This is a genomic window from Allocatelliglobosispora scoriae, from assembly GCF_014204945.1.
Lineage (GTDB): Bacteria > Actinomycetota > Actinomycetes > Mycobacteriales > Micromonosporaceae > Allocatelliglobosispora > Allocatelliglobosispora scoriae.
This window is the reverse complement of the sequence record NZ_JACHMN010000002.1, coordinates 1872610-1892152: the sequence shown is the minus strand read 5'-3', so window position 1 is coordinate 1892152 and position 19543 is coordinate 1872610. Positions and strand designations below refer to the sequence as shown.

The window sequence follows — 19543 nt, the reverse complement described above, 5'->3', positions numbered from 1 at the left end:
GTGACCGTCACCTACGAGCAGGTCCGTGACTGGGTCCTCGCCCTCCCCGGGGGCGAGGAGGTCATGGTCGCCGAGTGGGGGCACCCGACCCTGCGGGTCAACGGCAAGATGTTCGCCGCCGGCTCGCCGGGTTCGCCGACCATGTCGGTCAAGGCCTCCAAAGAAGAGCAGGCCGCGCTGCTCGCGGCCCGGCCCGACACCTTCAGCATCGCCGCCTACACGGGCAGATTCGGTTGGGTACGCGTGGAGCTGTCCACCGTCGACGCCGACGAGCTGCACGAACTCGTCGTGGAGGCGTGGCGCCGGACAGCGCCGAAGAAGCTCGTCAAGCTCTACGACATCCCGAGCTGAGCTCGGAGCCGGGCGTACTCGCCGGGCGTCCCGATCGCCGACCGGTGCTCGGGATGCCCGGTGTAGTGCCCGATCACATGCGCCAGGAACCCGGCGATGGTCATGCGTTGCTCAGCTCCAGCGAGGCGGTGACCTGGATGCGGGCGTACTCGTCGGCCGTGCCGATCACCGGTCGCTGCGCCGGATGCTCGACATAGAAGCGCAGCAGGTCCGCGACGAAGTCCGGCCGCACCAGGCTGGAGAAGAAGCGCAGCACCAGCGGTCGGCTGTGAAAGCGGAGCAGGATGGGATCGCGGTCGCTCGACGGGTGCAGCGGACCACCCGGTGCGAGCTCGCCCCAGGCGGCGAACCGGAAGCCGAACGCGGTCGGGATGCGCACCCCGGTCGGGGTCAGCACGAGCCGCTGGCTGCCCCGACGCAGGCCGAGGGCGTAGCAGCCGAGCATCGGCACGATGAGCATCGACCAGATCCCGATCGTGACCAGGTTGAGCACGTCATCCTTCCCCGCGGCGACCACGTTGAGCTGCATGCCGAGCTGGAAGGAGAAGGAGATCGGCACGGCGAACAGGGTGAGCGACCACCGGTGGACGACGGCGGGCACCACGAACGCGGGCTCGTCGTCCACGGTGCTGACCAGCATCTCCGTCGTGCGTGTGCGGTGCTGACCCCGGATCAGGTGATAGGCGATCCAGACCACGCCGACGGCGAGCAACGGCACCGCCCAGCCGAGCAGGACCAGGTAGCGCATGGCGATGTAGATGTCGGGGTGCCGACCGGCGTACCACCCTGCGGCGATCTGGCTGCCGAGATAGGCGACCAGGACGGCCGCGACGACCGCGTAGGACCGCCGGATGTGGCGCAGCGACGCCGCCAGCGGTCGAGGGGAGGGGGTGGCCATGGCAGCAGGGTAGATCATGTCCGCCAGCCGGGTACACCCCTGCGCCCCAGCTCACGCCCGGTGCGCGAGGGCGCAATGATCGCATTGTCTCCCTGTTTCCTGCCCCTCCGACTGCATCGGAGGGGCGGGAAACAGGGTTCTTGCGTGATCATGGGCCGCCGCGCCGCGGATGAGCGGGCTGCGGGCGACTCGCGCGGGCCTTACCCGCGGGTGCTCCACGCGATGAAGGGGGCGCGCTCCGGGCGGGCGGTCTCGTCGGCGAGGTCGGCATGGAGGCGGTCCAGCTCGGCCTGCGTGCCGATCGCGGGCTGGTGCTGCGGATGCTCGACGTAATAGCGGAGCACCTCGCCGAGGAACACCTGGTTGACCAGGGAGCTCTGCACCCGCAGCACCCGGCGCGGCGTGACCGGTCCGAGCCGGATCACCTGTCGGAGATCGGTCACGACCAGCTCGACGGCGTCGCGCTTGCTCGGTGGCAGAGCGGTCTCGGCGTCCAACGCGGTCCACGGCACCAGCATGGACCCGAAGGCGCGCGGCACCTGTACGCCGACCGGGCTGATCACCAGCGTGTGGTTGCCCCGGAAGACCCCGATGCCGTAGCCGACGATGACGGTCAGGAACAGGCCGATCAGGATCGCGACGATGGCGAGCCGGCTCGGATCCCAGCCCTGCTCCGGATCGACCCGGACGAAGAGCGGGATCAGCGCAGCCAGGAAGGGCAGGAATGCGACCGGTACCAGGGCGTTGGCACCCGTGCTGAAGGGCGCGATGAAGGCGTCCTCGGCCACGAGCAGCTCGTCGGTCCGGGCGAGGTGGCCGACGCTCCAGCTGTGCAGCAGGACGGCGACGACGACGATCAGGCAGACGGCCCCGATCAGGCCGAGGGTGACCTGCTCGATCCGATCGCTGGTCAGGGGCACCACGATGACCGCCAGGACGAAGACCGCGTAGCTGGTGATCAGGACGATCATGTTGCGGCGCATGGTGAAGGTGCGCTGAACGAGGGGAGCAGCGAAAACGCGCATGCCGACACGGTAATGGAATCGGCTCGTCCGGTCGGCCCCGTGATGGGGAGGATGGGGCCCGCGTACCGCACCGACGCGGGCCCCATCCGGCTGTGGGCCGCCCTAGAGCAGGCTGAGCTGCTCGGGCGGCGGCGCGGGGACGGAGGTGCGCCGTGCGGTCCGGAACGAGTCCCCGCCCGCGCCGATGCCGTGCCGTCGACCGGCTGTGCGCACCCGCGCCAGGATCTCGCGCTGATAGTCCTTGCCCAGGTAGGCCCGGTCACCGTAGAGCTCACGGTAGCGCGCGAGCAGCTCGGGATGCTCGCGCCGCAGCCACTGCGCGAACCACTCCTTGGCGCCGGTGCGCAGGTGCAGCGGGAGCGGCACGACGTGGGAGGCGCCGGCGGCGGCGAGCGCCGCGACGGTGGCATCGACCGACTCGTCGGTGTCGGTGAGGCCGGGCAGGATCGGAGCCATCAGGACGCCGACGGAGAAACCGGCGTCGGCGAGCCGACTGACCACGTCGAGGCGGCGGCGCGGGCTGGGGGCGCCCGGCTCCACCGATCGCCACAGCTCCTCGTCGACGAAGCCGATCGAGACGGCGAGGTTGACCTCGGTCACCTCCGCGGCCTGGCGCAGCAGGTCGAGGTCGCGCAGGATCAGCGTGCCCTTGGTGAGGATCGAGAACGGGTTGGCGAAGTCGCGCAGCGTCGCGATGATCGGGCGCATCAGCCCATAGCGACCCTCAGCCCGCTGGTAACAGTCCACATTGGTGCCCATTGCGATCGGCGCACCGGACCAGCGCGGAGCGGCGAGCTCGCGGCGCAGCAGCTCACCGGCGTTGACCTTGACGACGACCTTGGTGTCGAAGTCGCGGCCCGCGTCGAGATCGAGGTAGGTGTGCGTGTTGCGGGCGAAGCAGTTGTGGCTGACCGTGCCGTTGGCGATGTAGTCCCCGGTGCCGGTGGTGATGTCGAAGAGCGGCAGGTCGAGCCCGAGCGCCTCCACCGCCACCACGCGGTTGCGCTCGGTGCCGGGGGTGTCGAGGTCGCAGCTCGCGAGGGAGCGCTTGCGGCTCGACGCCGGGTCGGTGGTGAGCAGGAAGCGGACCTGCTCCGACAGGCCGCCCGTGATCCGCAGCCAGCGGCTCAGCGTGCTCGCGGACCACTCGACGTCGGTGCGGAAACCGAAGCGCGCCAGGCACTGCTCGGTCCAGTAGACCGTCTCGGGATCGGCGCTCGCCAGCAGCATCGTGCCGCGGTTGAAGGAGCCCTCGGCGTCGAAGACCCCGGCGAGGAAGCCCGCGCACCAGTCGTCGCTCGCGCTCACCGCCCACTCGGTCAGCGTGTCGGTCGTGAGGTCCGCCAGGAAGGCGGCGGTGCGCTCGATCACCTCGGGGTCGCTCGTCGAGGTGGCCCCGATCGTGCCGATGCCGCGGATCATCGCCCGGAGGTAGCCGTGGTGGTAGTCGGGGGAGTCCTTGGGCGGGGTCGGGAAGCCGCCCGGGCCGAGCACGACATCGCCGACGGCGAGGACGGGCCGCGCGGTCGGGCCGGGGGAGGCGTAGCGCCAGCCGTCGGCGGTGAGGAAACGGTGATCGCCGCCGCAGGTCAGCGCCGTGCCGTCGGCGAGCGTGACCCGGAAGGCGGCCCGCGTCGTCTGCCAGTGGTCGATCACCCGGGTCCGCACGTAGCGCCGGCCGGCGCCGTGGCGGCGGGTGCCGTAGATCCGGTCGCCGGGGCGCAGGTCGGAGAGCGGCTTCGTGCGGCCGTCGGCCATCAGGATCGGCGTGTCCCCGGCGAGGCAGTAGGTGCAGGCGTGCGTGCAGCCCCGATAGGGGTTGACCGTCCACTGGAACGGGACGGAGCTCTCGCCGCTCACCCTGTTGATGATCGACTTGGCGTGGATCTCGTAGAACGTCATCCCGGCGAAACCCGGCGTGTCGAAGGTGCGGACCACGGCGTCGGGCACGGCGGGGAAGGAGAGTGCCAGCTGCGCGGCCGACAGGGGTGGAGCCGGCCGCGCAGCTGCGCGTGGTGCGAGGGAACGCTCGGTCGAAGCCACTCCAGGCCCGGCCGTGGTGCCTGGCGCGGTCCGCAGATTGTTCCAACGCATTGCCCAATTAGAACACGCGTTCGATCACCTAGTCCAGCGTCAGGCCGACCAAACAGAGTCCCGTGGACACTTCGAGCACGAATCCGAGTACGTCGCCGGTGATGCCGCCGAACCGGCGTACCAGATGGCGCAGCAGGACCGCCGTGACGGCGGTGGCGACCGCGACCACGACGGGGCCTTGCCACGGGTGGGCGGGGGTCGCCCGGACCGCCAGGAGGCCGACGGCGACCGCGGCGAGCGCCACCACCACCGGCGGGACGGAGCCCGCGACCAGTGCGCCCAGCCCGCCGGGGCGTGCCGCGGGCACGCCCCGAGCGCAGGCCACCGTCACCGCGAGCCGGCCGCAGGCCATCGCGGTCGCGGTCGCCACCAGCGCGGTGGCGGCCGGGTGGGTGACCAGAGCGGTGAGGCACGCGGTCTGGATCAGCAGATCCAGGCAGATCGCGGCGACGCCGAAGGGCCCGATGTCGGGCTTCTTCATGATCTCCAGAGCCCGTTCCGGGCCGCCGTAGGACCCGAGCGCGTCGGTGGTGTCGGCGAGCCCGTCGAGGTGCAGACCCCGCGTCAGCAGCACCCCGGTGCCGACCGCGAGCGCCCCCGCGACGAGGGCGGGCGTGCCCAGCCACGACAGCGACCAGCCGACACCGCCGACGACCAGGCCGAGCAGCGCGCCGACCGCGGGCGCGACGGAGATCGCGACGGCACCGGCGGCCCGGTCCACCCGCCCCGCACGCAGCGGAAACACGGTGAAGGTGGTGATGGCGAGCCGGAGTCCGTCGCCGACGGCCATGATCAGGCTTCGGTCACCGGATAGGCACCGCTCGGCGCGTTGAAGCCGGGACCGCCCGGCATCGGCTCGGCGGCCGACTCCAGCCCGGCGACGTCGACCGCGTCCGGCTCGGTCTCGGCCGGAGCGGCCACCGCGGGCGGCGCCCCCTGCCACAGCGACTCCGCGAGCGCCAGCGCCGACTGCATCAGCGGGATCGCGGCGAGCGCCGAAGCGCCCTCGCCCAGGTCGAGCTTGAGGTCGAGGATCGGGTCCAGGCCCAGCACGTCGGCACCCAGCTTCGTGGTCGGGTCGCCGCCGTGGTCCGGCAGCAGGCACCAGTGCCGGGCCTGGCCCGCCAGGTCGCGCGCGAGCAGCCCGGCCGCGACACCCAGCGGTCCGTCGAGGACCATCGCGGTACGCCGAGCGGTGGCACCCAGCATCAGTCCGACCGCGATCGCCATCCCGGCACCGCCGAGCTCGGTGAGCAGGTCCCGGGCGTTGTTGCCGACCGACTTGATCCGGTGCAGGGCGTCGCGGGCGGCGAGGCAGCGCAGCATCCAGGCGGTGTCGTCGACCCGCCCGTCGGCACTGACCCGGCGCCCGAGCAGCCCGGCGATCTCGGCGCCGGTGATCGACGAGACGATCGCGGCGGCGGTGGTCTCCGTCCCGGCACCGCAGGAACCGAGCACGAGCAGGTCCACTCCGGCGTCGGCCGCCTCCTCGGCGAGCCGCCAGCCGTGCCGAAGGGCCGCCTCGACGGCCTCCGGTGTCGTGGCGCTGCCGAGGTCGATCGGCTCGGCGGTGGCGGCGTCGACCACCTGCAGGCTGGCGCCGAGGCGAGCGGCGAGCACACCGATCGGGCCGGCCCCGGCGCGAGCCTGGTCGGCGCGGTGCTGCGAGTCGGCGGCGTCGACCCCGGCAGCGGCCGAACCCAGGAAGTCGGCGTGGACCAGCATGACCCGCACGGAACGCCACTGGGACGGGGTGGCGGTGCCCTGGGTCTTCGCCGCGAAGGCGAGAATCCCGCTGAGCCCGCCGAAACCGGCGCCGGGCAGGTCGAGGGTGGCGAGCCGGGCGGTGAGATCGCGCTCGGCCTCCTCGTTGGGCATCGGCAGGTCCATGCCGTGCTGGATCACGAGGCCGGTGGCGACCATCGGCAGCGTCATCGTCGGGGCGCTGAGCGCGGCGGTCGGGTCGGCCACGACCGGGGTGATCACCTCGGGGACCTCCTGCGGCGGCACGACGACCGCCGGCTTGGCGGCAGCGGCCTTGCCCGCGGGGGCCGGAGCCCGGCTCGCGGACTGCTTGAGCCAGCTCGGCTGTCCGGCGACGACGAGCGCCACCTGCGTCGCCGCGTCGGCGACGGTGCGGTTGGTCGCGCCGAGCAGGTCGGCATAGGCCGCGCCGATCTCGGTGGTCGGCACCAGGCCGAGGCCCACCTCGGAGCTGACCAGCACGAGCGTCGCCTTGCACGCGCCGACCGACCAGCCCAGAGCCTCGATCTGCTGCTCCTGCGCCTCGGCGTCGAGGTCGAGCAGCCGGGCCACCCAGCCGCCGAGGTCGTCGACGAGCACGATCTCCTCGGCGCTGGCATTGCCGAGCGACCGCAGCAGGTCTGCGGGCTCGATGATCTCCTCGGTGGTCCACTCGACGGGGCGTCGTCGCTGGTGGGCCGAGATGCGCTCCGCCCAGGCCGGATCGTCGCCGATCTCGGCGGTGGCGACATATCGCACCGTGCTGCCCTCTTGGTCCGTCAGGGCGGCAGCCACGAGGGACTCCGCGAACTCCGACTTTCCGGATCGGATGCCACCCAACACCAGGGCGCTCGTCCACGCGTCAACCGACATGCCACGTACCCTAGTGGCTTATTGGTAGTGGGGGCGGAGGGAGTCCGGGCTATGGCGTGGAGTTGGCGTTACGAAGATGCCGATGGCAAGTCGATCGAGGGGCCGACCGAGAGCTTCGGCGGCCAGGCCGATGCGGAGTCGTGGCTGGGTCAGAGCTGGCGTGAGCTGGTCGAATCCGGTGCGGTGACGGCGATCCTCGTCGATGACGAGCGGGTGGAATACAAGATGAGCCTGCTCGCGGCGTAACCGTCGAGCAGACTCATCATGAGGTGACGCGGGAGGCCGAAGCCTAGGGACGTTCCTTGGGCGAGGTCTCGTAGGTCCTGGCCGGATCGCGCTCCGCGACCGGCTCCAGGATCTCGTCGATCGCCTTCAACAGATCGGCGTCGAGCTTGACCCCGGACGCCTTGGCGTTGTCGAGCACCTGCTCCGGGCGGGTCGCGCCGACGATCGCGCTCGCCACGTTGGTGTTCTGCAGCACCCAGGCCACCGCGAGCTGGGCCATCGTCAGCCCGGCCTGCTCGGCGAGGGGCTTGAGCTGCTGGACCCGGCTCAGCACCTCGTCGCTCATGAGGCGCTGCATGAACCGGCCGCCGTTCTCGTCGGTGGCGCGGGAACCGTCCGGCGGCGGCTGGCCCGGCAGGTATTTTCCGGTCAGCACGCCCTGGGCGATCGGCGACCAGACGATCTGGCTGATGCCGAGCTCCTCGGAGGTCGGCACGACCTCGTCCTCGATGACCCGCCACAGCATCGAATACTGAGGCTGCGACGACACGAACGGGATCCGCAGCTCGGTCGCGAGCGCGTGGCCCTCGCGGAGCTGGTCGGCGGTCCACTCGGAGACGCCGATGTAGTGCGCCTTGCCCGCCCGGACGACATCGGCGAAGGCGACCATCGTCTCCTCCAGCGGCGTGCTGTGGTCGAACCGGTGTGCCTGGTAGAGGTCCACGTAGTCGGTGCCGAGGCGGCTCAGCGAGCCGTCGATCGACTCCAGGATGTGCTTGCGGGACAGGCCCCGGTCGTTGCGGCCCGGACCGGTCGGCCAGTAGACCTTGGTGAAGATCTCCAGCCCCGCCCGGCGCTCGCCCTTGAGCGCCCGGCCGAGAACGGCCTCGGCCTTGGTGCCGGCGTAGACATCGGCCGTGTCGAAGGTCGTGATGCCGACGTCGAGGGCCGCGCGGACGCAGGCGAGGGCCGCGTCCTCCTCGACCTGTGAGCCGTGAGTGATCCAGTTTCCGTAGGAGATCTCGCTGACCAGCAGCCCAGATCGCCCGAGGTGTCGGAATTCCATACCAGAACCCTATGCCGCGGATAGTCCCACTGCCCGAACTCCCCTGAACTTTAATGCTGGACACGCCGGGCGGAGTGCGACAAAGGTCAGGGCCGAGTTGACCCTGACCTTTGTTGCGGATTCTGCGGCGTGTCCAGCATTAAAATTCAGGGAAGTGGGCGTGCGACGGTGCCTACAGGACCGGCTTGGTGTCGGCCAGGAGGCGGTCGATCTCCTCCATGACCACCGTGCGGCTGGGAAGCTGCGGGTCGATGAGGGGGCGGCCCTTGCGGTCGAGAGCGCCCCACTTGCCGGCCGGGCTCGCCACCAGGAATGCGACCGGGTGGATGACGAGGGCCGGGTGCACCGGAGGGACGATCATGTTGCCCGCGCGGTCGACGATGCCCTTGCGGCCGCCCGCGTCGACGATCGCCAGACCCTCGTCGGTGAACCCGTCGACGTAGCGGCCGTCGGTGAGCGCCGTGGCGAACGGGCCGAACTGGCACGGGACCACGATCCGGCCGACCTTGTCGATCGCACCCCAGCCACCACGGCGGACGGCGGCGATGCCGCGGCGGAAGGGGCGGACGTCGTCGAAACCGGTCGAGATGACGATCCGGTTGGTCTTGTCGATCGCCACCCAGTTGCCGGTTCCGTCGCGGGACACCCAGGCCAGGCCGTCCGAGAACGATCCCACGCCGAGCCAGCCGGCCCGGTTGTCGATGAGGCGCTGACCACCCTCGTCGATCAGCTCCCAGGTCTCGGACTCGGGGCGGCGAACCCACGCCACTCCGTCGCGGAACGGCTGGGCGTCGGCGAAGGCGGGCTGGATGCCGGTCTCGCCGGACGGGTCCGCGTACCCCCAGCATTGAAGCTTTTGATCGAATTTGGGGACCGGGGGCTTGTGGACCCGCAGGATCTCGTCGCGACCGCGCGGGTAGGGGCCCCAGCCATTCTCCGCGACCTTGCGGAAGACCGCGTCGAGCGCCAGCTCGGTGCGGGCGGTGAGGTCGGGGTCCTCGACCTTGCGCAGCTCCAGGGCCTTCTCGAAGTGGTTGCACGCCTCGATGTAGCGGCCCTGGTCATAGCAGGACTTGCCGAAGTGCTCGTGCATCGTGGCGCGCAGCCGGTCGGGCAGCTCGGTGGAGTTGGCCTGCTCGAAGAGCTGGTCGGCCTCGGCGAAGTCGCCGCGCCACTGCAGCACGTTGGCGAGGCGGGCCTGGGCGATCGCGATGCGCCGCAGCTCGCCGGTCGCCTCCGCGTGCACGAGCGCCATCTTGGCATCGGAGTGCGCCTTGCCGAGGTCGCCGAGGATGCGCGAGACGACCGCGCGCAGGCTGAGCAGCCGGGCCCGGGTCGCGTTGTCGGTGGCCGGGCTGAGCTTCTCGGTCAGCGCCTCGCGGACGTCGCGGAGCTGGTCCGGATCGTCGACGAGTTCGCGCAGCGTGTCGTGGTGGAAACGCCACTCGATCGCGGCGAGCACCTGCTCGGGATCGGGGGTCTTCTCCTTCTCGACCGCTTCCGCGACGGCTGCGGCGGCCTCGGCGGGCGTGGTCACCGGCTCCGCGGTCGCGGCGGCCTGCTTGGGCCGCACGATCGCATGCATCATCGTCGGCGCGGTGAGCGCGGTGGCGCTGCCCGCGGCGGGTGCCGAGACGGGTACGACGGTGTCGGGCGTCGCCACCGCCTGCGGCGCCTCGGTCGCAGCGGGCATGGCCGGGGCGGGCGCCACGGAGACGGGAGCCTCCGACACGGGCGCTACGGCCGCGGCTGCGGGTGCGGCGGGTGCCACCGAGACCGGGGCGGCGGAGACACTCGCCGGGATCGCCGGGAGCTCACCGGTCTGCTCGGCAGCGTGGCGACCGCGCACGCCGGGCGGAGTCTGGGCGGGTGGCGGCTGATGAGCGGGCGGCTGGGGCGGCGGCGCGAACTGCGAAACACCCTGCCGCGGCGGGAAGGGCCCGGGCGGCGGGTATTGGCCGGGCTGGCCCTGCGGACCGGGCTGCGGCGGCGGACCGGGCTGGCCCGGCTGCTGCGGCTGGCCATAGACGCCTCCGGGGCGCGGTGGCTGCTGTCCGGGCTGCTGGGGGTGCACGTTGGGGGCCTGCGCGCCGGGCTGCGGCACGCGAGCGGTGCCGGAGACGGGCTGGCCGTCCGGATTGTCGCTATGGGGCCGTTGAGCAGGCACCTTGGACCACGGCTTCGTCGGCGCACCGGCCCAAGCGGGTGCGGTCGGCCGGTGCCGGTCGTCGGTGCGCTCGTCGGTCACGCCCCACCTCCAGGAAACGATCAGCGCGCAGCTTCGCCCGGCGAGTAGGCTCACTCGGCCGGAATGTGAAGAGGTCGCATCGGGAGGGTACGGCGTGGGCTTAATCACCGCTACTGCGGCTCGGCACACGGCCGAAAACTTCACCGAAGCGCTTGGACGAAATGGGGCAATAGCCGCAGCCGGTTTCCGTCGCTATGCCACTTATCGTCAAGCAACCGTAGCCGCGACCGTCACCAATTCGATGTTCGGCTTTCTTCGCAGCTACGTGATGATCGCCGTGACGGTCGTCGGCGGTGCCGCCGCGGGCTACTCCGAGGCTCAGCTGCTCAGCTTCGTCTGGCTCGGCCAGGGCCTGCTCGGCGTGCTGCTGCTGTGGGGCTGGAACGACCTCGCCGACCGGATCCGCTCCGGCGACGTCGTGATGGACCTGCTGCGTCCGCAGCACCCGGTCGTCTACTTCCTCGCCGCCGACCTCGGCCGGGCCGCCTACGCCTTCCTGACCAGGTTTTTCGCCCCGATGCTGGTCGGGGCGCTCTGCTTCACGCTCTACGTGCCGCAGCGCTGGCCCACCTATCCGCTCGGCGCGGCGTCGATCGTGCTCGGCGTCGTGATCAGCTTCGGCTGTCGTTATCTTGTCAATGCGGCCTCGTTCTGGCTGATGGACAGCCGAGGGGTCAACCTCGTCTGGCTCGTCTGCTCCGGGCTGCTCGCCGGGCTCTACTTCCCGCTGCGCTTCCTGCCCGAACCGCTGCTGCTTCTCATCTGGATCGGCACCCCGATGCCGTCGATGCTCCAGGCACCGCTCGACGTCCTGGTCGAGCGGGACGGGCTCACCGGGCAGCTCGCCATCGTCGGGGGACAGATCGCGTGGGCCGCCGCGCTGATCGGGCTCTGCTTCCTCGTCCAGCGCCGCGCCGAGCGCAAGCTGGTGGTGCAGGGTGGGTGAGCTGGCGCGAGGAGTGAGCGAGCGAAGCGAGGGAGCTCCGGGGACTCGGCTGACGCCCTACTGGGAGCTGCTCAAGGCACAGGTACGCGGCCAGGCGTCCTACCGCGCCTCCTTCTGGCTCGACATGGTCGGCAACTTCGCGCTGCTCGGCGGGGACCTGCTGACCGTGATCGTGCTCTTCCAGGTCACCCCGTCGCTGGGCGGCTTCACCCGGCCGCAGGTGCTGGTGATGTTCGCCCTCGGCATGGTCGCCTTCAACGTCGCCGACCTCGCCGTCGGCAACATCGAGCGGATCCGGATGTATGTCCGCACCGGGACCCTCGACACCGTGCTGATCCGGCCGCTCGGGGTGCTGTCGCAGCTCCTCGCGCTCGACTTCGGCGTACGCCGGATCGGCAGGGTCCTCTACGCCGTCACGATCCTGGTGGTGGCCCTGGTCCTCGCCGATGTGGCGTGGACCCCGGCGAAGGCCGTGCTGGTGGTGGTCGCCCCGATCGCCGGTGCCGCGCTCTTCGGCTCGATCTTCGTCGCCGCCTCGGCGGTGGCGTTCTGGTGGATCGAGTCCGGCGAGATCGCCGCCACCGTGACCTACGGCGGGCGCGACTTCAGCACCTATCCGATCACCGTTTACGGCCAGCTCTTCCGGCGCGTCTTCGCATACGGGCTGGGCTTCGGGTTCGTCGCCTACTATCCCGCGCTGGTGCTGCTGGAGCTGCCCGATCCGCTGGGCCTGCCCGAGCTCACCGGCTGGGCATCGCCGCTCGTCGCGCTCGTCGCCGTGGGGCTCGCCGCCCTGGTCTGGCGCACCGGCGTCCGCCACTACAGGAGCACGGGGTCATGACGGTCATCCAGGTACGCGGGTTGCGCAAGGAGTTCGTCGTCAAGGCCAAGGTGGGCCGCTTCCGCCGGGAGTCCCGCGTCGTCGAGGCGGTCGCCGGGATCGATCTCACCGTCGAGCGCGGCGAACTCCTCGGCTACCTCGGGCCCAACGGCGCCGGGAAGTCCACGACGCTGAAGATGCTGACGGGCGTACTCATGCCGTCGAGCGGCGAGCTGACCGTCTGCGGTTTCACCCCGGTGCCGCAGCGCCGCAAGCTCGCCGCGCGGATCGGCGTCGTCTTCGGCCAGCGTTCGGCGCTGCTGTGGGACCTGCCGCTGCGGGACTCCTTCGAGGTGATGCGGCACGTCTTCCGGGTGCCGCCGGGCGATCACGCGGCCGCCCTGCGCCGCTGCCGGGAACTGCTCGACCTCGACGCCTTCCTCGACACCCCGGTCCGCCAGCTCTCGCTCGGCCAGCGGATGCGCGGCGAGCTCACCGCCGCCCTGCTGCACAGCCCCGAGGTGATCTTCCTCGACGAGCCGACGATCGGTCTCGACGTGCTCAGCAAGCAGGCGGTGCGCGGCTTCCTCGCCGAGTTGGGCCGCCGCGGCGACACGACCATCGTGCTCACCACCCACGACCTCGCCGACATCGAGCGGCTCTGCCGGCGCATCGTCGTCATCGACCACGGCCGGGTCGTCCACGACGGGAGCCTGTCGGAGCTGCACGCCCGCTACGGCTCGCGGCGCCGCGTCGTCGTCGAGCTGGACACGCCGCTCACCACCGTCGTGGAGCTACCGGGTGTCTCGGTCGAGTCGGTCGAGGGGACGCGGATCACCTTCGCGCTCGACGCGCACGCCGAGGTCGGCGATCTCGTGGCCCGCCTGGTGTCCCTCGGCACCCTGCGCGACCTCGCGATCGCCGAACCCGCGATCGAAGATGTGATCTCGCGCCTCTACCTGTCCCCGGCGGGGGTCGAACCGGTAACGTGATCAACGCACAGGGCCGTCAGGGGTCCGTCGGATGGGTGGGACGGCGGGCATGGCGCCTCTGCATCCGGAGTTCCCTGTGTCAGTCGTCACTTCTCCCGCCGGTTATCGCGGTCTCGTCCGCGTGACCGGGCCCGGGTTTCTCGGCCTCTCCTTCCTCGCCCGCCTCCCCGCCGCGATGGGCCCGCTCGGCGTGATCACGCTCGTCGCGGTCGCGACCGGCAGCTTCGCCGTCGCGGGTGCCGTCGCCGCCGCCTACGGGATCGGTGCCGCGCTCGGTGGTCCGGTCGTGGGTGCGCTCGCCGACCGGCACGGGCAGCGGCTCGTCGGTGCCGTCGCCGCCCTCATCGACGCCGCGGCGCTCGTCGCCGTCGTGGTCGCGGTCCGGACCGGCGCGACGCCCGTCGTGGTCGGCCTCCTCGCGGCGGCCGCCGGCTTCGCGACTCCGCAGGTGGGTCCGCTGGTACGCGTACGGTGGGCCGCCCTGCTCGGCGACCGGGGTGAGCAGCGGAACCTGCCGACGGCGTTCTCCTATGAGGGTGCCGCCGACGAACTCTCCTACATGGCCGGACCGGCGCTCGTCGGGCTCGTGGCGGTGCTCGGCTCGCCCTCGGCGCCGCTGCTCGTCGCAGCCGGTCTCACCGTCGCGGCGGCTGTCCCGTTCGCCCTGCACCGCACCGCGCCGCCCGTCGTGAGGGCGCCCCGGGCCGCGGCTGTCGCGGTCCGGCTCCCGATCGCAGCCGTGATCGCCCTGGTCGTGGCGATGGTGGCGATCGGCGCCGTCTTCGGCGCCACCCAGACCGGTGTGACGGCCTATGCGTCGTCGGTCGGCGCCTCCGGTTCGGCCGGGCTCATCTACGCCGTCCTCGGCGTCGGCAGCGCCATCGCCGGGCTCGCCACCGCCTGGATCCCGGCGCGGATCGGGCTGCTCACCCGCTATGTGGTCGCCGCGATCGCCCTGGCCGCCGGCGGTGCGCTCCTCGTCGTGATGCCGGGCACCCTGGTCGGCGTCCTGGTCGCGATGGCGGTCATCGGTGTCGTCAGCGCGCCGTACCTGATCAGCGTCTACGGCGTCGCCAACGCCATCACCCCCGCCCGCCGCGCGGGCACCGTGATGACCCTGCTCGCCTCCGGCGTGGTGGCGGGTGTGGCGCTGGGTGCCGCAGCGGCGGGCCGTCTCGCCGACAGCCACGGCTACCAGGCTGCCTTCCTGCTCCCGCTGCTGGCCGGAGCCGCTGCGCTGGCCCTGGCCCTGGCGAGCCTCCGCCCGCTCCGCGGAGCCCTCACGCACGTCCCGCCCACCGTCGCCACCCCGCAGCCCGAGCCCGCCTACCGGTAGCCACCAAGATCGCCGCAACTCTTGAAGAGTTGGTGCTATCGGCGGTGACGCTTTGCAGCAAAGCGTGCCCATTTCACGCCGCGAGAACATGATCAAGCCCGTAATAACACCAACTCTTCAAGAGTTGCGGCGATCTTGGTGACCAACCATCGGTATGTAACTTGCACGACCCCCCACAGCCCGTTACGTTCACCAACCGTGATCACCGATAGGGCGCTGGTGCGGGACGCGCTCGCCATAGGGGCTGCGGCCGGCGTGATCGGGCTGTCCTACGGGGCCATCGCCGTCGCCAACGGGCTGGAACCGTGGGTGCCGATCGCCATGTCGCTCATCGTCTTCGCCGGCGGGTCGCAGTTCCTCGCCGCCGGGCTGCTCGGCGTCGGCAACCCGATCGCCGCGGTCGTCGGCGGCATCCTGATCAACAGCAGGCACTTCCCGTTCGGGCTGGCGATCGGCGGATACATCGGCGACTCGCTGCCGTCGAAGCTGCTGGGCTCGCACATCCTGATCGACGAGTCGACCGCGTTCACGATGGCGGAGCCCGATCCGGGTCGCAAGCGGCGTTCCTTCTGGCTGGTGGGCGGCACCCTGTTCGTGCTGTGGAACCTGGGCACCGTGGTCGGCGTACTCATCGGAAACGCCGTGGGGGACCCGGAGACCTTCGGGTTGGACGCGGCCTTCCCGGCCGGCCTGCTCGCCCTGCTCCTGCCCTCGCTGCGCGACTCCGCGGCGCGCGTCGCGGCCGGGGCGGGCGCGGTGATCGCGGTCGCGACCACGCCGCTGCTCCCGGCGGGCCTGCCCGTCCTGCTCTCGCTGGTCGGTCTGGCGGCGGCTCTCATGATCAAACCGGGGGGTACGCCATGACCGCCGCCTGGGTGATCCTGGCGCTCGCCGCCGGGACCTATGGGGTGCGCCTCGCCGGTGTGCTGCTGCACGACCGGCTGGTGCTGCCGGACCGGCTGAAGCACCTGCTCCCGATCGCGGCGGTGACCCTGCTGGCGGCACTCGTCGCGACCTCGGTCTTCACCGACGGCGACCGGATCTCGATCGGCCTCGCCCGACCGGCCGGGGTGCTGGTCGGCGCGGTCCTGGCGTGGCGGAAGGCCCCCTTCGTCGTGGTGGTCGTGGCCGCCGCCGCCGTAGCCGCGGGACTTCGGCTGTTGGGCATCCGCTAAAAGCGACAAATCGGTACCGTCGGGTACATGGATCTCAACGCTTTCTACGGCGTGGTCTCGGCGATCAACTTCACCCTGCTCGGGCTCTGGTGGGTGGCGATGCGGGACCGGCCGGAGGTGGGGGACCGGGGGGCCTCGGGGCGCCGGATGGCCTACCTGGTCTCGCTGCAGTTCCTGATCCCGGGCACGATGGCGCTGCTCTCGCAGGTGGCGCCGGACGTGCCCGCGCTGTGGCGGTCGTCCTTCGCGATCGCCGGGATCGCCGGGGCGATCGGCGTCATCCTGCTCGCACCGATGGTGGACCGGATCCGCGACGGCGGCCTCGTCGCGGCGGCGCTGCGCTTCATCGTGGCGCCGCTCTACGCCGTCGTGGCCGTGGTCGCGCTCTTCCCCGGCCTGCCGAAGGCGCTCCACCTGGGGCTGACCCCGCTCCAGGTGGAGGGCATCCTGCTCTGCCTGCTGGTCTTCCTCGGCGTCCAGATCGCCTGGGCGGTGCACATGGCTCCCCGCCCGGAGTCGGAGAGCTGATCCATCAGGCGGGACCGATGTTCTTGTCGATCCAGTCGAGCAGCGGGCGCATCGCCTTCCAGTCCCGGCGGACGTTCGCCAGCATCTTCGGGCTGTGCATCTCGTCATCGGGGAGGTAGCGGCGGTGCACGGTGAGCGACTCGTGGCGCATCAGCTCCAGCCGGGGGTGATCGGCGGGGCAGCCGCGCGGCCGGGTCTTCACCTGCGAACCGCTCCGGGTGAACCCGGCCTTCGTCAGCTTGCCGAGGATGCCGACGAGCAGGTCGCCGAGCACGTCGTCGTTGACCGCCGTCCGGTAGCGCAGGGTCTGCTCGCGATCCGGGGAGTGGAAGCCGCCCGCGGTGACGATCCCGTCGGCGTCGATGCTGACGTAGAAGCCGATTCCCGGGTCCAGGTCGCAGAACGCGCCCTGGTGCGTCTTGTAGGGCGACTTGTCCTTGGCGAAGCGCACGTCGCGGTGCGGCCGGAAGAGCCGGCACTCGCCGAACTCGTCGCTGAGCTCGGCGACCAGCGCCTGCATCGGCGCCTTCACCGAGCGGTCGTAGACCTCCCGGTGCTTGGTGAAATAGGTCTTGGAGTTGTCGGCCTGGAGCCCCTCATAGAACGCCAGTGCCTCGTCGGGGAAGCCCGTGAACGACATGGGCCGAACCTATCGCAGCGACGGGGCGGGAGTACCGCTTCAGCGGTGGTGGCCCGCCGGGTCGGAACCTAGCCTGAGGTGGCACGCACGGTTCAGTCACAGCCATGAGCGGAGGCTCTCATGAGCGTGGATGTCACACCCCCGATGTTCGAGGAGATCGGCGGCAGCGAAGCCGTCGAGGAGGCTGTCCGGCGCTTCTACGAGCGGTTGCTCGCCGATCCGCAGACCGCCGAGTTCTTCGACGGCATCGACATCGAAGTGCTTCGGCAGCACCAGGTGGCGCTCCTCACCACCGTGCTCGGCGGGCCCGACGCCTACTCCGGCCGGGAGTTGTCGCAGGCGCACGCACACCTCTCCATCACCTCGGACGACTACGCCAGGGTCGGCGCGCACCTGATCGCCGTCCTGGTCGAGCTCGGGGTGCCCGAGCACGTCATCACGCACGTCAACGAAACGCTCACCGCGGTGGCACCGGACATCATCACCGCGTAGGCACACGACGACGGCGGCCCTCCCCGGATCCGGGGCGGGCCGCCGTTGACCGTGACGACTAGAAGCTCTCGCCGAGCTTCACGCGCGGCTTCGGCATCCGCAGGCGGCGGAAGGTGATCGAGCGCATGAAGGCGTAGAAGTAGAGCGAGCGGCTCTTGACCTCGCTCTTCGGGAACCGCTCCCGGACCAGCTTGCCGAGCTTGCGGCAGATCAGCACCGTGTCGACCGCCGCGGCGAGCGCGATGACGAACCACAGGAGCTGGGCGTAGAGCGCGATCGCGGGCGACTGCATCGAGGTGCCCAGCAGCACGAGGAACGCGCTGCCGAAGAACCAGGTGCCGACGTTGCGACGCGAGTCGATGAGGTCGCGGACCAGCGCCTTCTCCGGGCCCTTGTCGCGGGCGAGCAGGTAGCGCTCGTCACCCGAGCGCATGCCCTCCATCGCCTCGGCCCGGTCGAGCTTCTGCTTCTCGCGCATGCGCTTGTAGGCCTCGCGCCGGTTGGCCGGTGGCGGCTCAGCCTTGCGGCGACCGTCCGACCGCTTCGGCGTCACCTTGCCGAGCTCTTTCTTGCTCGGCGTGGCGCGACGGGTGGCGGACACGAGGTCGCCCTCGGCCGGGGTCACCTCTTCGATGACCTGCGGCTCGGCAGGCTTGCGACGGAACAGCGTAGACACGAGGCAAGGGTAGCCGATGTCCGGTGATTTCCTCAGCCGCGTGCGGAGCTTCGGCTCACACCCGGTGCGGGCTTCAGCCCCGCTCGGCCCGGGCGCCCAGCGCCGCGAGCTTCGCCTCGAAGTCCTCGTAGCCCCGGTTGATCAGGTCCACGCCGTGGACCGTCGAGGTCCCCGCCGCTGCGAGCGCCGCGATCAGGTGGCTGAACCCGGCCCGGAGGTCGGGGATGACCAGTTCGGCGGCGATCAGCTTGGTCGGGCCCGCGATGACCGCGGAGTGGGCGAAGCCACGGCGGCCCCAGCGGCACGGCGTCCCGCCGAGGCACTCCTGGTAGACCTGGATGTTGGCACCCATCTGGTTGAGCGCGGCGGTGTAGCCGAAGCGCTTCTCATAGACGGTCTCGTGCACGATCGACATGCCCGACGCCTGGGTCAGCGCCACGACGAGCGGCTGCTGCCAGTCGGTCATGAAACCCGGGTGCACATCGGTCTCGAGCACCGTGGCGCGCAGGTCGCCGCCGGGGTGCCAGAAGCGGATGCCGCCGCCCACGGGGGAGTCGTCGACCTCGTACATGCCGCCGATCGAGCGGAACGTGTTGAGGAAGGTCATCATGTCGGCCTGGCGTGCGCCCTCGACCATGACGTCGCCACCGGTGGCGAGGGCGGCGGACGCCCAGCTCGCGGCCTCGATCCGGTCGGGGATCGGGCGGTGGACATAGCCGCCGAGCGTTTCCACGCCGTGGATCTCGATCACCCGGTTGGCGTGCACCTTGATGATCGCGCCCATCTTCTGCAGGACGCAGATGAGGTCGATGATCTCCGGCTCGACCGCCGCGTTGCTCAGCTCGGTGACGCCCTTGGCGAGCACCGCCGTGAGCAGGATCTGCTCCGTGGCGCCCACGGACGGGTAGTCGAGGGCGAACTTGATGCCGTGCAGCCCGTTGGGCGCGCTGATGTCGAGCCCGCCCGCGGTCTTGTCGACCTGGGCGCCGAACTCCCGCAGCGCCGCCAGGTGGAAGTCGATCGGCCGGCCGCCGATGTTGCAGCCGCCGAGGTCCGGGATGAACGCGTGGCCCAGCCGGTGCAGCAGCGGTCCGGTCAGCAGGATCGGGATCCGCGACGAGCCCGCGTGCACGTTGATCTCGTCGACATGGGCCCGCTCGACGTTGGCCGGGTCGAAGATCATCTCGCCGTGGGTGGCGCCGTCCGACACCCGTACGCCGTGCAGCTCCAGCAGGCCCCGCACGATCTCCACATCGCGAATCCGCGGCACGTCGTGCAACGTGCTCGGCGAATTGCCCAGCACCGTCGCGACCATCGCCTTGGAGATGAGGTTCTTGGCGCCCCGCACCCGAACCGACCCCTGCAACGGCGTGCCGCCGTGAACGACGAGAAGATCCTGCACAGGGGCCTCCGAA

21 protein-coding genes are annotated in these 19543 nt (G+C 71.0%); 10 read left to right on the top strand and 11 right to left on the bottom strand.

Features of this window, described 5'->3' with window-relative positions; genetic code table 11:
* Positions 1-351, top strand: a complete 351-nt coding sequence (locus tag F4553_RS14170; protein ID WP_184836151.1) for an MmcQ/YjbR family DNA-binding protein — start codon at positions 1-3, stop codon at positions 349-351.
* On the opposite strand, the gene F4553_RS41865 is transcribed toward F4553_RS14170, so the two are convergent.
* The 6 genes from F4553_RS41865 to F4553_RS14145 all read right to left on the bottom strand — a co-directional run bounded on the left by F4553_RS41865 (position 333) and on the right by F4553_RS14145 (position 6984).
* On the bottom strand, positions 333-455 hold the full coding sequence (locus tag F4553_RS41865) for a hypothetical protein (protein WP_281395011.1): 123 nt from the start codon (positions 453-455) through the stop codon (positions 333-335). The two genes, F4553_RS14170 and F4553_RS41865, sit on opposite strands and share 19 nt — an antisense overlap.
* A complete protein-coding gene (locus F4553_RS14165; protein ID WP_184836148.1) occupies positions 452-1249 on the bottom strand; it encodes a hypothetical protein in 798 nt (265 codons plus the stop codon). The genes F4553_RS41865 and F4553_RS14165 overlap by 4 nt, the downstream gene beginning before the upstream one ends.
* Before the next feature lie 200 nt (positions 1250-1449).
* Entirely contained in the window at positions 1450-2274 is an 825-nt protein-coding gene (locus tag F4553_RS14160) for a hypothetical protein (RefSeq protein ID WP_184836146.1), read from the bottom strand.
* 102 nt (positions 2275-2376) lie between these two features.
* On the bottom strand, positions 2377-4368 hold the full coding sequence (locus F4553_RS14155; protein ID WP_184836144.1) for an intein-containing Rv2578c family radical SAM protein: 1992 nt from the start codon (positions 4366-4368) through the stop codon (positions 2377-2379).
* Positions 4369-4396: 28 nt separating this feature from the next.
* Entirely contained in the window at positions 4397-5158 is a 762-nt protein-coding gene (locus F4553_RS14150; RefSeq protein WP_184836142.1) for an adenosylcobinamide-GDP ribazoletransferase, read from the bottom strand.
* Positions 5159-5160: 2 nt separating this feature from the next.
* The gene (locus F4553_RS14145; protein WP_184836140.1) at positions 5161-6984 is read right to left on the bottom strand and encodes a bifunctional adenosylcobinamide kinase/adenosylcobinamide-phosphate guanylyltransferase; all 1824 of its coding nucleotides are present in this window, start codon (positions 6982-6984) and stop codon (positions 5161-5163) included.
* 51 nt (positions 6985-7035) lie between these two features.
* On the opposite strand from F4553_RS14145, the gene F4553_RS14140 reads away from it, so the two are divergent.
* Positions 7036-7230, top strand: a complete 195-nt coding sequence (locus F4553_RS14140) for a hypothetical protein (protein ID WP_184836139.1) — start codon at positions 7036-7038, stop codon at positions 7228-7230.
* 43 nt (positions 7231-7273) lie between these two features.
* Here F4553_RS14140 and F4553_RS14135 read toward each other — a convergent pair whose 3' ends face one another.
* On the bottom strand, positions 7274-8275 hold the full coding sequence (locus tag F4553_RS14135; protein ID WP_184836137.1) for an aldo/keto reductase family protein: 1002 nt from the start codon (positions 8273-8275) through the stop codon (positions 7274-7276).
* Positions 8276-8447: 172 nt separating this feature from the next.
* Positions 8448-10523: a WG repeat-containing protein gene (locus tag F4553_RS42425; RefSeq protein WP_312875208.1), complete on the bottom strand. Its 2076-nt coding sequence runs from the start codon at positions 10521-10523 to the stop codon at positions 8448-8450.
* A gap of 241 nt (positions 10524-10764) precedes the next feature.
* Between F4553_RS42425 and F4553_RS14125 the strand changes: the two genes are divergently transcribed.
* The 7 genes from F4553_RS14125 to F4553_RS14095 all read left to right on the top strand — a co-directional run bounded on the left by F4553_RS14125 (position 10765) and on the right by F4553_RS14095 (position 16320).
* On the top strand, positions 10765-11469 hold the full coding sequence (locus F4553_RS14125; RefSeq protein ID WP_184836135.1) for an ABC transporter permease: 705 nt from the start codon (positions 10765-10767) through the stop codon (positions 11467-11469).
* A 13-nt stretch (positions 11470-11482) separates the two neighbouring features.
* On the top strand, positions 11483-12310 hold the full coding sequence (locus F4553_RS14120; RefSeq protein ID WP_312875207.1) for an ABC transporter permease: 828 nt from the start codon (positions 11483-11485) through the stop codon (positions 12308-12310).
* Positions 12307-13281 (top strand): ABC transporter ATP-binding protein, encoded by a 975-nt coding sequence (locus F4553_RS14115; protein ID WP_184836133.1) that lies wholly within the window; start codon positions 12307-12309, stop codon positions 13279-13281. The genes F4553_RS14120 and F4553_RS14115 overlap by 4 nt, the downstream gene beginning before the upstream one ends.
* A 76-nt stretch (positions 13282-13357) precedes the next feature.
* Entirely contained in the window at positions 13358-14617 is a 1260-nt protein-coding gene (locus tag F4553_RS14110; protein ID WP_184836132.1) for an MFS transporter, read from the top strand.
* A 198-nt stretch (positions 14618-14815) separates the two neighbouring features.
* On the top strand, positions 14816-15481 hold the full coding sequence (locus F4553_RS14105; protein WP_312875206.1) for an AzlC family ABC transporter permease: 666 nt from the start codon (positions 14816-14818) through the stop codon (positions 15479-15481).
* The gene (locus F4553_RS14100; RefSeq protein ID WP_184836131.1) at positions 15478-15792 is read left to right on the top strand and encodes a branched-chain amino acid transport AzlD family protein; all 315 of its coding nucleotides are present in this window, start codon (positions 15478-15480) and stop codon (positions 15790-15792) included. Before F4553_RS14105 ends, F4553_RS14100 begins: the two co-directional genes overlap by 4 nt.
* A gap of 27 nt (positions 15793-15819) precedes the next feature.
* Complete coding sequence (locus F4553_RS14095) at positions 15820-16320, top strand: hypothetical protein (RefSeq protein ID WP_184836130.1); 501 nt, start codon at positions 15820-15822, stop codon at positions 16318-16320.
* Positions 16321-16324: 4 nt separating this feature from the next.
* Here F4553_RS14095 and F4553_RS14090 read toward each other — a convergent pair whose 3' ends face one another.
* On the bottom strand, positions 16325-16960 hold the full coding sequence (locus tag F4553_RS14090; protein WP_184836129.1) for a DUF2461 domain-containing protein: 636 nt from the start codon (positions 16958-16960) through the stop codon (positions 16325-16327).
* A gap of 120 nt (positions 16961-17080) precedes the next feature.
* On the opposite strand from F4553_RS14090, the gene F4553_RS14085 reads away from it, so the two are divergent.
* Entirely contained in the window at positions 17081-17452 is a 372-nt protein-coding gene (locus F4553_RS14085; RefSeq protein WP_246466330.1) for a group I truncated hemoglobin, read from the top strand.
* 58 nt (positions 17453-17510) lie between these two features.
* On the opposite strand, the gene F4553_RS14080 is transcribed toward F4553_RS14085, so the two are convergent.
* Positions 17511-18128 carry a DUF3043 domain-containing protein gene (locus F4553_RS14080; protein WP_184836128.1) on the bottom strand — a complete coding sequence of 206 codons (618 nt, stop codon included), beginning with the start codon at positions 18126-18128 and terminating at the stop codon, positions 17511-17513.
* Between the two features lie 73 nt (positions 18129-18201).
* On the bottom strand, positions 18202-19530 hold the full coding sequence (murA, locus tag F4553_RS14075; protein WP_184836127.1) for a UDP-N-acetylglucosamine 1-carboxyvinyltransferase: 1329 nt from the start codon (positions 19528-19530) through the stop codon (positions 18202-18204).
* Between the last annotated feature and the right edge of the window lie 13 nt (positions 19531-19543).

What these genes read in the sequence shown, in the direction of transcription:
- F4553_RS14125 (WP_184836135.1), top strand. Translation starts at nt 10,765, where the DNA reads ATGTTCGGCTTTCTTCGCAGCTACGTGATGATCGCCGTGACGGTCGTC.
- F4553_RS14085 (WP_246466330.1), top strand. Translation starts at nt 17,081, where the DNA reads ATGAGCGTGGATGTCACACCCCCGATGTTCGAGGAGATCGGCGGCAGC.
- F4553_RS14140 (WP_184836139.1), top strand. Translation starts at nt 7,036, where the DNA reads ATGGCGTGGAGTTGGCGTTACGAAGATGCCGATGGCAAGTCGATCGAG.
- F4553_RS14155 (WP_184836144.1), bottom strand. Translation starts at nt 4,368, where the DNA reads ATGCGTTGGAACAATCTGCGGACCGCGCCAGGCACCACGGCCGGGCCT.
- F4553_RS14095 (WP_184836130.1), top strand. Translation starts at nt 15,820, where the DNA reads ATGGATCTCAACGCTTTCTACGGCGTGGTCTCGGCGATCAACTTCACC.
- F4553_RS14145 (WP_184836140.1), bottom strand. Translation starts at nt 6,984, where the DNA reads ATGTCGGTTGACGCGTGGACGAGCGCCCTGGTGTTGGGTGGCATCCGA.
- F4553_RS14160 (WP_184836146.1), bottom strand. Translation starts at nt 2,274, where the DNA reads ATGCGCGTTTTCGCTGCTCCCCTCGTTCAGCGCACCTTCACCATGCGC.
- F4553_RS14135 (WP_184836137.1), bottom strand. Translation starts at nt 8,275, where the DNA reads ATGGAATTCCGACACCTCGGGCGATCTGGGCTGCTGGTCAGCGAGATC.
- F4553_RS14100 (WP_184836131.1), top strand. Translation starts at nt 15,478, where the DNA reads ATGACCGCCGCCTGGGTGATCCTGGCGCTCGCCGCCGGGACCTATGGG.
- F4553_RS14115 (WP_184836133.1), top strand. Translation starts at nt 12,307, where the DNA reads ATGACGGTCATCCAGGTACGCGGGTTGCGCAAGGAGTTCGTCGTCAAG.
- F4553_RS41865 (WP_281395011.1), bottom strand. Translation starts at nt 455, where the DNA reads ATGACCATCGCCGGGTTCCTGGCGCATGTGATCGGGCACTACACCGGG.
- F4553_RS14165 (WP_184836148.1), bottom strand. Translation starts at nt 1,249, where the DNA reads ATGGCCACCCCCTCCCCTCGACCGCTGGCGGCGTCGCTGCGCCACATC.
- F4553_RS14150 (WP_184836142.1), bottom strand. Translation starts at nt 5,158, where the DNA reads ATGGCCGTCGGCGACGGACTCCGGCTCGCCATCACCACCTTCACCGTG.
- F4553_RS14090 (WP_184836129.1), bottom strand. Translation starts at nt 16,960, where the DNA reads ATGTCGTTCACGGGCTTCCCCGACGAGGCACTGGCGTTCTATGAGGGG.